Source organism: Allochromatium palmeri, from assembly GCF_009720725.1.
In the GTDB taxonomy this organism is placed as follows: Bacteria; Pseudomonadota; Gammaproteobacteria; order Chromatiales; family Chromatiaceae; genus Thermochromatium; species Thermochromatium palmeri.
On record NZ_WNKT01000007.1, the window covers coordinates 1 to 13,449 of the forward strand.

Annotated in this window: 12 protein-coding genes; 4 read left to right on the forward strand and 8 right to left on the reverse strand. The window is 64.7% G+C overall.

What is annotated here, in order from left to right:
• Nucleotides 1-105 precede the first annotated feature (105 nt).
• The 3 genes from GJ668_RS05005 to mnmG are packed head-to-tail and all read right to left on the reverse strand — an operon-like array spanning nt 106 to nt 2,523.
• Nucleotides 106-354 (reverse strand): PIN domain-containing protein, encoded by a 249-nt coding sequence (locus tag GJ668_RS05005; protein ID WP_155449028.1) that lies wholly within the window; start codon nt 352-354, stop codon nt 106-108.
• Entirely contained in the window at nt 351-560 is a 210-nt protein-coding gene (locus GJ668_RS05010) for a hypothetical protein (protein ID WP_155449029.1), read from the reverse strand. The genes GJ668_RS05005 and GJ668_RS05010 overlap by 4 nt, the downstream gene beginning before the upstream one ends.
• 55 nt (nt 561-615) lie before the next feature.
• The gene (gene mnmG, locus GJ668_RS05015; RefSeq protein WP_155449030.1) at nt 616-2,523 is read right to left on the reverse strand and encodes a tRNA uridine-5-carboxymethylaminomethyl(34) synthesis enzyme MnmG; all 1,908 of its coding nucleotides are present in this window, start codon (nt 2,521-2,523) and stop codon (nt 616-618) included.
• Between the two features lie 195 nt (nt 2,524-2,718).
• Here mnmG and GJ668_RS05020 point away from each other — a divergent pair, with 195 nt between their 5' ends.
• From GJ668_RS05020 to GJ668_RS05030, 3 genes are all read left to right on the forward strand, one after another.
• The gene (locus GJ668_RS05020) at nt 2,719-3,663 is read left to right on the forward strand and encodes an AAA family ATPase (protein WP_155449031.1); all 945 of its coding nucleotides are present in this window, start codon (nt 2,719-2,721) and stop codon (nt 3,661-3,663) included.
• A 77-nt stretch (nt 3,664-3,740) separates the two neighbouring features.
• Nucleotides 3,741-4,724: a DUF58 domain-containing protein gene (locus tag GJ668_RS05025; protein ID WP_155449032.1), complete on the forward strand. Its 984-nt coding sequence runs from the start codon at nt 3,741-3,743 to the stop codon at nt 4,722-4,724.
• Complete coding sequence (locus GJ668_RS05030) at nt 4,711-6,771, forward strand: transglutaminase TgpA family protein (RefSeq protein ID WP_155449034.1); 2,061 nt, start codon at nt 4,711-4,713, stop codon at nt 6,769-6,771. The genes GJ668_RS05025 and GJ668_RS05030 overlap by 14 nt, the downstream gene beginning before the upstream one ends.
• On the opposite strand, the gene GJ668_RS05035 is transcribed toward GJ668_RS05030, so the two are convergent.
• From GJ668_RS05035 to GJ668_RS05055, 5 genes are read right to left on the reverse strand one after another with little or no spacing between them, the layout of a single operon-like run.
• Complete coding sequence (locus GJ668_RS05035; protein ID WP_155449035.1) at nt 6,717-7,280, reverse strand: Uma2 family endonuclease; 564 nt, start codon at nt 7,278-7,280, stop codon at nt 6,717-6,719. The two genes, GJ668_RS05030 and GJ668_RS05035, sit on opposite strands and share 55 nt — an antisense overlap.
• A gap of 33 nt (nt 7,281-7,313) precedes the next feature.
• Nucleotides 7,314-9,185, reverse strand: a complete 1,872-nt coding sequence (locus GJ668_RS05040; protein WP_155449036.1) for an ATP-binding response regulator — start codon at nt 9,183-9,185, stop codon at nt 7,314-7,316.
• Nucleotides 9,152-9,946: a PP-loop family protein gene (locus GJ668_RS05045; protein WP_155449038.1), complete on the reverse strand. Its 795-nt coding sequence runs from the start codon at nt 9,944-9,946 to the stop codon at nt 9,152-9,154. Before GJ668_RS05045 ends, GJ668_RS05040 begins: the two co-directional genes overlap by 34 nt.
• Nucleotides 9,873-10,511 carry a metallophosphoesterase family protein gene (locus GJ668_RS05050; protein ID WP_155449040.1) on the reverse strand — a complete coding sequence of 213 codons (639 nt, stop codon included), beginning with the start codon at nt 10,509-10,511 and terminating at the stop codon, nt 9,873-9,875. Before GJ668_RS05050 ends, GJ668_RS05045 begins: the two co-directional genes overlap by 74 nt.
• A 25-nt stretch (nt 10,512-10,536) precedes the next feature.
• Nucleotides 10,537-11,535: a zinc-dependent alcohol dehydrogenase family protein gene (locus GJ668_RS05055; RefSeq protein ID WP_155449041.1), complete on the reverse strand. Its 999-nt coding sequence runs from the start codon at nt 11,533-11,535 to the stop codon at nt 10,537-10,539.
• Nucleotides 11,536-11,746: 211 nt separating this feature from the next.
• On the opposite strand from GJ668_RS05055, the gene GJ668_RS05060 reads away from it, so the two are divergent.
• Nucleotides 11,747-13,324: a bifunctional GNAT family N-acetyltransferase/carbon-nitrogen hydrolase family protein gene (locus GJ668_RS05060; RefSeq protein WP_155449042.1), complete on the forward strand. Its 1,578-nt coding sequence runs from the start codon at nt 11,747-11,749 to the stop codon at nt 13,322-13,324.
• The last annotated feature ends 125 nt before the right edge of the window (nt 13,325-13,449 follow it).

The following is a 13,449-nucleotide window of genomic DNA, read 5'->3' on the forward strand; positions in this document are numbered from 1 at the left end:
CAGGAACCGTTCACGGCGGGTCTGGTACTTCGGCTTCGGGGCGCGTTTCTTGGGCATCGTCGTCAGGCTGAGGGCGGTGGAGAACACAGGGCACAAGGGTATCACTCAGACCCCTTCGCCAAAACGGAATTGTTCAGCGTTTCCCTTGGGTCGTGCGATGGCCAGATCCATCCAGACTTCGACATCCAGGCTCAGACCGACCCGCCCCTTGGACACCAGCATGGCCACCTCCCAACAACAGATCGCCGGGATACCAATCGCGTCGGCCTCATCGATGCGCTGTCGTGCCGATGGCGGTAAAGCCAAGGATTCATTCGCCCACCAGATCCAGGCGTGCGTATCCAGAACGATCATCGCTCGGCATCCCAAGACTCGTCGATCGGCGATAGCAGATCGGTCTCGAAGAGAACGCTACCTTTCAACGGGTTGACCGGGGAGACGGACGAGCGCGCTGATTCAGGTTGAGACGTTTTCAGCACGGCTAGAATCCGATGCAACACATCGAGACAACTGTCGTCGAGGGTATCGATGTCCGCTTTCAACTGCGCTTTCGAGATCATGGTTGCCTCTCACAAATCCAGGATTGAACCACCTCGACCGTTGCATGACGAGCCTTCAAATAATCGGGGCACCCGATACTCCAGCACTCGCTCCAGCCTGTCGCTTGAGATGGATGAGTAGCAGCGACACGGCCGCCGGCGTGACGCCCGGAATGCGCGCGGCCTGACCGATGGTGGCCGGGCGCACCCGCATCAGCTTCTCGCGCACCTCGACCGAGAGTCCGCGTACCTGCGCATAGTCGAAGCCGTCGGGCAGCGGCTTGAGTTCCTGTTCACGCTGGCGCTCGATCTCGGCGCGCTGGCGGTCGATATAGCCCGCGTAGCGAGTCTGGATCTCCAGCTGCTCGGCGACCTCGGGCGCGACCGGCGCGGGCGGCTCGCCGGTCAGCGCGCGGATACCGGCATAGCCGACATTGGGCCGCGCCAGCAGCTCGAGCGCGCGCGCCTCGCGGCGCAGCGGCTCGCCCAGCACCTGGGTCGCCAGCGCCGGATCGAGCGTCTCGGGCCGCACCCAGGTCTCACGCAGACGCTGGCGCTCGCGCTCAATCGACTCGCGCTTGTACTCGAACGCGCGCCATTGCGCATCGCCCACCAAACCAAGCCGACGCCCGATCTCGGTCAGACGCAGATCGGCGTTGTCCTCGCGCAGCAGCAGGCGGTACTCGGCGCGGCTGGTGAACATACGATACGGCTCATTGGTGCCGCGCGTGATGAGATCATCGACCATGACCCCAAGATAGGACTCATCGCGGCGCGGATGCCAGGGCTCGCGGCCCTGGACCTGAAGCGCGGCATTGGCCCCGGCCAACAGTCCCTGGGCGCCGGCCTCCTCGTAGCCGGTGGTGCCGTTGATCTGACCGGCGAGAAACAGCCCCGACAGGGGTCGCGTCTCCAGCGATGGTTTCAGATCACGCGGATCGAGGAAGTCGTACTCGATCGCATAGCCGGGCCGGGTCAGGTGCGCGCGTTCCAGCCCGACGATGGAGCGCACCAGCGCTTCCTGGATGTCGTAGGGCAGACTGGTCGAGATGCCGTTGGGATAGACCTCATGGGTCGTGAGTCCCTCCGGTTCCAGAAAGATCTGATGCGAGGGCTTGTCGGCAAAACGCACGATCTTATCCTCGATCGAGGGACAGTAGCGCGGCCCGACGCCTTCGATCACCCCGGTAAACAGCGGCGAGCGCGACAGTCCCGAGCGGATGATGTCGTGGGTGCGCTCGCTGGTGTGGGTGATGTGACAACTGACCTGAGGCGGATGGTCCTCGGGCCGGCCCAGGAAGGAGAACACCGGCACCGGATCGTCGCCCGACTGCTCGGCGAGCCGACTGTAATCAATCGTGCGCGCATCCAGGCGCGGCGGAGTGCCGGTCTTGAGCCGCTCGATGCGAAACGGCAGGGCGCGCAGACGCTGTGCCAATCCGTTGGAGGGTGGATCACCGGCGCGACCGCCCTCATAGTTAGACAAACCGATATGAATGCGACCACCGAGAAAGGTGCCGACCGTGAGGACTACGGCGCGCGCCCGAAACTCCAGACCCATCTGGGTGCGCACGCCGGTCACGCGCTCGCCGTCGACGAGGAGATCCTCGACCGATTGCTGGAAGATCGACAGCCCCGGCTGGTTCTCCAGCGCCGTGCGCACGGCAGCCCGGTAGAGCTGGCGGTCGGCCTGGGCGCGGGTCGCGCGCACCGCCGGCCCCTTGCTGGCGTTGAGGATACGGAACTGGATGCCGGCGCGATCGGTGGCGCGCGCCATCAGACCGCCGAGGGCGTCGATCTCGCGCACCAGATGCCCCTTGCCGATGCCGCCGATGGCCGGGTTGCAGCTCATCTGGCCCAGGGTCTCGATGTTCTGGGTCAGGAGCAGGGTGCGCACGCCACAGCGCGCGGCGGCCAGCGCGGCCTCGGTGCCGGCGTGACCGCCGCCGACCACGATCACGTCGTAAGTATCGCTTGCAAGCATCGCAGAGCAGGTCCGTGGGGGTATGACGAAAGAGGGGACCGGCAGTGTAGGCGATTTACTGCCGCCCTTGCACCTCAGCCAACACGCGCGCGGCCTGGAAAACAGCATGGAAATCCTGTGGAATTCAGCCCATCCCGATTCAAAACCCGCGTTTCGGCTCCGAACCGAACGCCAGCGATCTCACCGAGTCACTGCATGAGCCTACACCCGAAATCCAGCCCCATCCGCCCCCAGCTTGCCGAGCGTATCCTGCAAGAGGCGGGCGCCGTCATTCTCGGCAAGGATCACGAACTGCGCCTGGCGCTGGCCTGTCTGCTCGCACGCGGCCATCTGCTGGTCGAGGATCTGCCCGGCGTCGGCAAGACCACGCTGGCGCATCTGCTGGCACGGCTGCTGGGCCTGGACTATTCGCGTATCCAGTTCACCAGCGATCTGCTGCCGGCGGATGTTATCGGCGTCTCGGTCTATGATCGGGCGTCCGAGAGTTTCCGCTTCCATTCCGGCCCGATCTTCTCGCAACTGATCCTGGCCGACGAGATCAACCGCGCCACGCCCAAGGCGCAGAGCGCGCTGCTGGAAGCGATGGAGGAACGTCAGGTGACGGTCGAGGGCGAGACGCGGCCGCTGCCCGAACCCTTCTTCGTCATCGCCACCCAGAACCCGCTGTTCCAGGTCGGCACCTTTCCCCTACCCGAATCGCAGCTCGACCGTTTTCTGATGCGCATCCATCTCGGCTATCCGGCCGCCGAGCAGGAAAAGGCGCTGCTCGCCGGCGAGGACCGGCGCGAGATGGTCGCACGCCAGCAGCCGGCCCTGACCAACGCCGAGCTGATCGAATTGCAGAAATCCGTGGTCCGACTCCATGCCGCACCGCCGATCATTGACTATGTGCACGCGATTCTCCAGTTCACGCGCGGCTCGGAGCGCTTCGCTTATGGACTCTCGCCACGCGCCGGACTGGGTCTGCTGCACGCGGCCAAGTCCTGGGCTCTGCTCGCCGGACGCGACTATGTGATGCCCGAGGACGTGCAGGCCGTGCTGCCTTCGGTGGCCGTGCATCGCTTGACCGGCGGCGAGCCGGGGCAGCGGATCGGCGACGACGAGGTAGCACGTTTCATCCTGACCAATGTGCCGGTTTGAATCCGATGAGACGCGACATCACCTGTTACACCAACACCTGAACTCGATCTTGAGCGCGACGACACACCCTGACAATCATGCCCCAAGTCTCCAACAGCCTCCGCGATCGCGCGCACCGCTATTTCGACAGCCTGCTGCGCCGGGTCCAGCCCGGACCCGATGGCGTGGCGCGCGTCGGCGCACGTCAGATCTATATCGTGCCGACCCGCGCTGGTTTCATGTATGGCGCGGTGCTGCTGGTGATGCTGCTCGGATCACTGAACTATCAGAACAATCTGGGATTGCTCCTGACCTTTTTTCTCACGTCGGTCGGGCTGGTGGCCATGCATCACGCCTGGTTCAATCTGCTGGGGTTGGCGGTACAGGCGCGCGGCGGTTCGCCGGTGTTCGCCGGGGAGCGAGCACGCTTCGAGGTCGCCGTGCGTGCCGAGGGTGGACGCCCGCGTCATGATATCCGCCTCCGCAAGCAGGATGAAACGCCGGCGCCGGTCCATGTCGACACTGGGGATCAGACGCTGGTCGCGCTGGCGGTGCCGACCGAGCAGCGCGGCTGGCACCGGCTGACCGATGTGATGGTTGAGACGCGCCATCCAATGGGACTGTTTCGCGCCTGGACCTATGTCGCCACCGAGGCCAAGACGCTGGTCTTCCCCACGCCCGCGCCCCAGGCCCCCGAACCTGGCCACGACGCCGGAGACAGCGCCCGCCCCCATCGCACCCGCTATGAAGGAGCCGAAGATTATCTCGGTTCGCGCGGCTATCGTCCGGGCGATTCGATCCGGCATATCGACTGGAAGGCTTACGCGCGCGAACGCGGACTGGTGGTCAAGCAATACGGCGGCGAACAGGGCCAGGAGGTCTGGATCGACTGGGCACGGCTCAACGCGCCCGATCCCGAGATCCGGCTCGGTCTGCTGACCCGGCAGGTACTCGACGTCAGCGCCAGCCCGACGCGCTTCGGTCTGCGTCTGCCCGGCGCGGTCGAGGGACTGTCCCAGGGCACATCCCATACCGAACGCTGCCTGACCCGACTGGCACTCTTTGGCCATGCACAAGACTGATTCCATCCCCATGGCCGAACGGCCCGAGCGCACTCAGATCCTCTGGACCACGCTGCTGGTCGCGGCGGCGTGCGCGCCGTTCGTTCGCTATCTCGACGGTCAGGTCACGGCCTTTCTGGCCCTGATCCTGGCGATTCGGCTGCTCGCGCTGCGCTGGCCGGCGGCGCTGCCCAACCGCTGGATCCGCGCCCTGCTGGCCTTCGCCGGTCTGGGCAACTGTCTGGCGGCCTATCACACCGTCAGCGGCCAGGACGGCGGCTCGGCGCTGCTGGCGACCATGCTCGTGCTCAAGCTGCTGGAACTCGACACCAAGCGCGATCTGCGTCTGGTGCTGATTCTGCTCGGGTTTCTGAGCGTGGTGCAGTTCCTGTTCGACGAATCCTTCCAGCTCACGTTCTATCTGGGACTGATCGCGCTGGGTCTGGTCACCTTGCTGACCGAACTCAACGGCGGACTGGGGGCGGCGGGTCTGCGTCCAGCGTTGCGGGTGAGTGCGCGACTAGCGCTCCAGGCCATCCCGCTCACCCTGGTGCTGTTCGTGCTCTTCCCGCGTCTGACCGCCCCGCTCTGGAGCCTGGGATTCGACAGCTCCAAAGGCCTGACGGGCATGTCGGACAGCATGGAGCCGGGCAATATCAGCGAGCTGGTCGTCAATGGCGAGCTGGCCTTTCGCGTGCGTTTCGCGGGCCAGCGACCGAACTCGAATCAGCTCTACTGGCGCGGCCCGGTTCTGTGGACGATGAATGGGCGCCGCTGGACGCCGGGCGCGCCACCGTCGGGCTGGCAGGAGCCGGCACGACTGATCGAGTCGTCCGAGCCGATCGAGTACGAAATTGTCATGGAGCCGACCAAGCAGCGCTGGCTGTTTGCGCTCGATATGCCGATCAGCGAGCCGGAAGGCGCGGCCATCAGCCCGGACTATCAGTTGCTGTCGAATCAGCCGGTGACGGCGCTCAAGCGCTATACCGCGCGCTCGGTCCTGAGCTATCGCACCGCCGAGCCGGACGCACGGGTGCGTGCGCTGGCGCTCGAACTGCCCGACAACGTCACACCCCGGATGCGCGCCCTGGTCGAGGACTGGCGCACCCAGGTTACCGATGGCCGCTCCGACCGCGCCGACGACTGGACACTGGTACAGCGGGCGCTGGCTCACTTCAATCGCGAGAATTTTTATTACACCCTGCTGCCGCCCAAGCTCGGCGCCAATCCGGCCGATGAGTTCCTGTTCGAGACCCGTAGCGGCTTCTGCGAGCACTATGCCAGCAGTTTCGCGCTATTGATGCGGATTGCGGGCATTCCGTCGCGCATCGTGCTCGGCTATCTCGGCGGCGAGACGAACGCCTTCGGTGGCTATACCATCGTGCGTCAGTCCGATGCCCATGCCTGGGTCGAGGTACTGATCGAGGGGCGCGGCTGGGTGCGGGTCGATCCGACAGCAGCGGTCGATCCATCGCGTATCGACAATCGCGCGGCCACCGAGCTGCTCGGGGCGGGCGCCTCGGTGCGCTTCGATCTCGGCGAGGCCGCCGCACTGGCGCGCTGGATGCGCGATCTGCGTCTGCTGGGCGATACGCTGGAGGCGAACTGGCAGAACTGGGTGCTGGACTTTTCGGCTCAGGATCAGCGCCGGCTCATGGATCGGCTCGGGCTGGGAGCCTGGCAGGAATACGGACTGGCGGTGCTGATGGTGCTGGCCGTGTCACTGACGCTGGGCGGTATCCTGCTGGTCCTGATGCGCGAGCGCACCGAGCGCGACCCGCTCGAACAGCTCTATGCTCGTCTGTGTCAGCGGCTGGGCCGCGTCGGGCTGCCGCGTCTGCCGCACGAGGGGCCTGACGACTATGGCCAGCGTGTTGCGGCCGCGCGACCGGATCTAGCCTCAGAGGTCGGCGGATTTCTCGCACTCTATGTTCCAGCGCGTTATGGCGAGCGGCTCACCCCCGAGACGTTGCAACGGTTGTCCGATCTCCTGCGCGGCTTCACGCCCCGGACTCAATCCGTCCAGAGCGCGTTCAGGGGGAAGGTCACGGCCTCGAACGGCGGCTGACTGACGGGACTGTCGTCCTTGAGCGTATCGAGCAGCAGCCAGTGCCCGTCGGCCTGGAGCCGGTAGACTTCCAGCGTCCGCGCCTGCGGATCGATCAGCCATAGATGTTCGACGCCCTCGCGTGCATAGATCGGCATCTTGATTGCACGATCCTTGGAGGCCGTCGAGGGCGAGAGGATTTCGCAGACCCAATCAGGGGCCAGCTCAAACCAAGCCGTATCTGGGATAGTCGGCATCCGCTCGCGCCGCCAACCGGCCAGATCCGGCACCAGGACATCGGCGCCAAGGTGCAGTTCAGGTTCATCGAGAATCCACCAACCGCCCGGCCCACCGATACGGCCGTCGAACGGGCCGCCGATCAGATAGCCCAGAGCCGAATAAGCACGCGCATGCTTGGCGGCCGGACGCGGTTGCGTATACAGGGTGCCGTTCAGAATCTCGCCCACTAGATGTTCAGGCAGATCCAGGATGTCGTCATAACAGGCTAGCTTGAGTGCGGCTTGAGACATTAGGGTGTCCTCCTCCAGGCTGAATGTCGCAACTCAAGATAGCGCACGCGCCGCCGCCGTGCGCGTGCGTGCGACCCACTGCGCCACGGTCGCGTGCAATTCCTTGAGTCCGAGCGGCTTGGTCAGATAGTCGTCCATGCCGGCGTCCAGGCACTGCTCGCGATCACCGGGCATGGCGAGCGCCGTCAGGGCAATGATCGGAACGGCGCGCAGCGCCGGATTGGATCGCAACCGGCGCGTGGTTTCGAGACCGTCCATCCCCGGCATCTGCACGTCCATGAGGATCACATCCGGTCGCGGCGCACACGCCAGGGCGATGGCCTCCTGTCCACAGCCGGCCGCGCGAACCTCGCAACCACGGATACGCAAATAGGTCGCGAACATCTCCAGATTGCCCGGATTGTCGTCGACCAGCAGCACGCGCCAGGGTTCGCAAACGCCGATCTCACCGCCCTGCTCCACCGGCTCAACGACATCCGACCGCAGCCGATCAGCGCGTTGAGTGGCTGGATCCCAGGGCAGCCGGATCTCGAACCGGCTTCCGCGCCCGACTTCGCTCTCGACCTGAACACGTCCCTGGTGCAACTCGGCCATCCCGGAGACCAGCGCCAGCCCCAGTCCGGTGCCGTCGTACTGACGCGCCGGACGACTGTCGAGCTGCACGAAGGGCTGGAACAGACGCTCGAACTGCTCGCGCGGGATGCCCACACCCGTATCCCAGATCCCAAAACACAGCTCGCCGCGTTCAGGATCGGCCTGGACGTCGAGTCCGATCGAACCGCCGTCCGGTGTGAACTTAACGGCGTTGCCGAGCAGATTGACCAGCATCTGCTTGAGCCGCCGACTGTCACCGCGCACCAAGCATGCCTGAGGGTCGATCCTGACGGCGACCTTGAGCGCCTTGCGCTTGGCTGCCGGCCCGATCAGACGCAGACTGGCCTCGCAGAGCTGATCGACCGGCACCTGATCCCAGCGCAGGTGCATCTGGCCCGAGGCCACACGCGACATATCGAGAATGTCGTTGATGAGTTCCAGCAGATGAGTCCCGTTCTCGTGGACCATACGCACCGCCTTTTCCTGCTGGGCGCTCAGTGGACCGAGCAAGCCATCGCCCATGGTCTCGGAGAGTCCGAGGATGGAGGTCAGCGGCGTGCGCAGTTCATGGCTCATGGCGGCGAGGAACTCGTCCTTGGCCTGGGCGGCGCGTGCCAACTCGGCGTTCGCGTGATCCATCTGCCGCGCCACAGCCGTCGCGGTAGCGATCGGACGCCCGATGGCGCGATCGACCAGCCAGATGAGCAGCAGGGCGGTGCCACTCATTAAGGCCCCGGTGATGATCAGGGTCCAGAGCTGATGCTGCCGGGCGGCGAGCTGCACGCGCGCCAGGGTCGTTTCGCGATGCGCGAGTGCCGAGTCGACGATCCGGTCGAGCAGGTCGGTCGGCTCGCGGTCGATCCCGCGCACACGTCGATCGACCTCCAGTTGAGGCGCTGGATCCTCAGGCCGGTAGAACGTGAGCGCGTCGCGATATTCGCGTCCGAGCCGTTCATGGGCTTCCATGAAACGCTCGGCCTCGGCACGCGCCTCGGGATTGGACTGCAAGAGTTCGACGAGTCGCTCCAACTGGGCGCGTGTCGTCCGTTCCTCCTGCTCGAACTGTTTGACATAGCGCGCTCTAAGCTCGGCGTCCTGGCCACGCAACAGGATGTTCTTCCACTCCTGGACCTGCTTTTTGAAATGCACCTGGGCGGTCAGGGCCAGCGTCAGGATATGCGACGAGGTCTCCAGGATCTCGGCCTCGCGGCTCGCCGCCTGGGTGAGCCGATGGAAGCCGTGGAGACTGGCAAGCAGATTCAGCGCCAGGATCGCGATCAGTCCGAGGACGAGCTTGGTGCGGATTGGCATGTCCAACCTGGCTCCGGCCGTTCGCCTTCGATCATGATCGGCTTGAGGGCGTGGAGGATACTGGAGAAAATCGTGGCGTGTTCGGCTTCCTCACGCGCCAGCAAGGCTTTCATATGCTCGCGTCGGGTCGGCTTGGTGAAGCAGGCCGGGCAGGAATCCGGAATCACCGGCAACTCGGCGCGGCGGGCGAAATCGGCCGTCTGGCGCTCGCGACAGTAGACCAGTGGACGGATGATGCGCACGTCGCCCTCCTGGTTGCGATAGTGCGCCTTCATGGTGCGCAACTGACCGCCGTGGAACAGCGACATCAGCAGACTCTCGGCCAGATCGTCGAGATGCTGACCCAGCGCGAGCACGTTGTAGCCATGCTCACGGCAGAGTCGGTACATGATGCCGCGCTTCATGCGCGAGCAATAGGCGCAGAACGAATCGCCGTCCATGTGCGTCTTGGCCTGTTCCATCAGTGGCTGCTGTTCATAGTGCCAGGTCAGGCCGAGCCGGTCGTAATAGTCTTTCAAGGCTTGCGGATCATAGCCCGGCACTTCGGGATCGACCGTCAGCACCGCCAGCTCGAAGCGCACCGGGGCATAGGTGCGCAGATGAACCAGGATCTGGAGCAGTGAGAGCGAATCCTTGCCGCCGGAGACACCGAGGAGGATTCGATCCCCCTCGCCGATCATCCGAAAATCAGCGATGGCCCGCCCGACCTGGCGTAGCAGAGACTTGGGTGGTTTGACCGATGGGGCGCTTGGAGTGTTCATGACGCGGAGTGTAGCGCAGTCCGCGTCTCTGGACCGATAGCGGAAAACGGTAGGTCTCGACGCGCCAGTCATCGGCGTCGGCGATCAGCACCAGACAGGAGGGTCCACCATGGGTGCGCGAGCGCCCGGCCGCACCCGGATTGAGCACCCAGGGCTGCGCGTCGAGATCCGTTTCCAACTGATGGCTGTGGCCATAGACGATGGCGCGCGCTTCGGGGAAACGCGCGCGCAACAGGTTATGGCGGTTGCGCGCCGGCAGTTGATGACCGTGGATGAGCACCACCGAACCGCCCGGCAGCGGCTGCTCCAGCCACTCAGGCAGATGCACCAGCAGGCGCCGGTCTTCCTCGGGCCATTTGCGTGCCACGTCGTTGTTGCCGAAGACCGCCAACACCCGCCCCAGACGCGGCTGGAGTTGGGCCAGGATCGAGGCATGACCGATGTCGCCGCCGTGCAGCGCCAGATCGCAGTCGTCGACGATCTCGCGCACGCGCGGATCGAGCGCGCCATGCGTATCGGAGAGCAGCGCGACCCGCACCTGCTTCAAACTCGGAATGGTGTTCAAGCACACCTCGGTCGGATCATCAGCCTCACTCCAGATTCAAGACCAGCTTGCCCGTCACATGGCCCTGTTCGAGCAGACGATGCGCCTCGGCGGCCTCGTCGAGCGCGAAGGTCTGCGAAACATGCACGCGCAGATCACCGCGATCGATGAGATCGCCGCAACGACGCAGGATCTGGCCCTGATGCAGCCGCGCGCGTGGCAGATCGCGAAGCATCGGGGTCAGCATCAGCTCCAGGCTCAGACGCAGATTGCGCAGCCGTGCTTCCTTCAGATCCAGCTCAGGACCGGGATCGAGGATGGTCACCAGATCGCCATACTGGGCCATGGCCGGGATGGTGCGACGGAAGACCTCGGGACCCACCGTATCCAGGGCGATATCCACGCCCTGCCCCTCGGTCCAATCCATGACGGCTTCGATCAAATCTTCGTCGTGATAATTGATACAGAACTCGGCTCCGAGCTCATGCGCGAGCGCCGCCTTCTCGGGTCCGCTGACCGTGGTGCAGACGCGCGCACCAGCCAGCCGCGCGAGCTGGATGGCGACATGCCCGACGCCACCGGCACCGGCATGAATCAGCACCCGCTGACCTTCGGCAAGCCGCGCCCGATCGTGCAGCGCTTCCCAGGCCGTCAGCAGCACCAGGGGTGCGGCAGCGGCCTCGACCATGCCGACCGCGCGCGGCTTGGCCTGGACGAACTGCTGATTGATGACGCGATACTCGGCATAGTTGCCGGCCGGACCGCCCAGCCCGCCATGACAGAACCAGACCTCGTCGCCCGGCTTGAAGCGTGTCACGTCTTCACCGACGGCCTCGACCACACCGGCCCCATCGCAGCCGAGCACCGCCGGCAGACCCTCGGGGAGCATCGGGCCGTGCTGGCGGATCTTGGTGTCGATCGGGTTGACACCAGCGGCACAGAGTCGAACGCGAATGTCGTCCGGCCCGGTCAGTTCGGGCTGGGGACGGTCGACCAGTTGCAAGACCTCGGGGCCGCCGGTCTCCTGTATCTCGATGACATTCATCCGGAAAAATCCTCTCGTTTCAGGTCTCGCATCCCCGAAGCGCGCGGCGGGTCAGCTTGAGACATCAATGACGTGGATGTAGGGTGGATCGCGTATTCAGACAAGTCCACAGACTCAGTATGGCGCACGACGCGGCCGAGGACCGAAAATCATTCCACAGCTGACCAACGCACCGACCCAGTTTTCATCGCCTCAAAAACCGGAGAACCCCATGTCCGACACCTCCCGTGACAGTACCAACAAGCCGCGCCTGATCGTGCGCAACGCCCGTATCCGTGACATCCCAGCCATCCGCGCCCTGGTGACCAAGGTCTATGCCCCATCCGGGATGAGCACCTATGCACCCGCCATGCTACGGGGTCAGATCAACAACTTTCCCGAGGGCCAGTTCGTCGCCGAGTACGATGGGGCCATCGTCGGCTATTGTGCCACCTTCCTCATCGACGGCCAGAACGCCCTGAAACCCCACACCTGGCGCGAGATCAGCGGTGGTGGCTATGCCTCGCGTCATGATCCGGACGGCGATTATCTCTACGGGATGGAGGTCTGTGTCGACCCCGATCACCGTGGATCACGCATTGGCCAGCGCCTCTACGACGAGCGCAAGAAGCTGGCCCGCTCCTGGGGTGTCAAGGGAATCGTCTTCGGCGGACGTCTCCCGACGCTGGCCCGGCGCGCGCGCCGCTTCGACAGCCCAGAAACCTATATCGAAGAGGTCAAGCAGAACCGTCAGCGCGATCCCGTGCTGACCTTCCAGATGCGCAACGGATTCGAGATCCTGGGACTGCTACCGGATTATCTCCCGGAGGACAAGGACTCGCTCGGCTATGGCGTGCATCTGCTCTGGCGCAACCCCAACGCGCCCGACGAACGCGAGGAGAAGCGTGCCAAGAGCTATGGCGGACGCCTGCCCGACACGGTGCGCGTGGCCACGGTGCAGTACATGCAGCGGCGCGTGCGCTCATTCGAGGAGTTCCTCGATCTGGTGCGCTATTTCGTCGACGTGACCGCCGACTATCGCGCTGATTTCGTCGTCTTTCCCGAACTGTTCTCGCTCCAGCTCCTGTCGATGGAAGACGAGCAGCTCTCGCCGGCCGAGTCGATCGAGGCGCTGACCAAGTACAGCAACCCGCTCAAGGAGGCGCTGCGCGACATGGCGGTGCGCTACAACATCAACATCATCGGCGGTTCACATCCGACGCGCATGCCCAATGGGCGGGTCGAGAACATCTGCTATGTCTGTCTGCGCGGCGGCGAGATCCACGAACAGCCCAAGATTCATCCGACACCCAACGAGGTCTACTGGTGGAACATCGAGGGCGGACACTCGCTCAACGCCATCAACACCGACTGCGGCCCCATCGGCGTGCTCATCTGCTATGACTCGGAGTTTCCCGAACTCGGGCGTCATCTCGCCGACCAGGGGGCCAACATCGTCTTCGTCCCGTTCTGCACTGACGAGCGTCAGTCCTATCTGCGGGTGCGCTACTGCTGCCAGGCGCGCGCGGTCGAGAATCAGTGCTATATCGCGATGTCAGGCAATGTCGGTAACCTGCCCAACGTGCACAACATGGACATCCAGTACGCCCAGAGCTGCATCCTGACACCCTGTGACTTCCCCTTCGCCCGCGATGGCGTGGCGGCCGACACCACGCCCAATGTCGAAACCGTGGCCTTCGCCGATCTACGGCTGGAGGCGCTGCGGGCGGCGCGCAACGGGGGGACGGTGCAGAACCTCAAGGACCGCCGGCACGATCTCTACACGACCGTGTGGCGTGATAAGGGGTAGGCTTGGGGCTTCAGGGTTTTCGAGCTAACCGGGGCGTTGACGGCCCGAGTATCGACCAGCGGGGGACGCCGTGAATCCGTCCCTGGAGGCTTGATGGCCGCCTCCATGCGGCCAACACCCCCGCT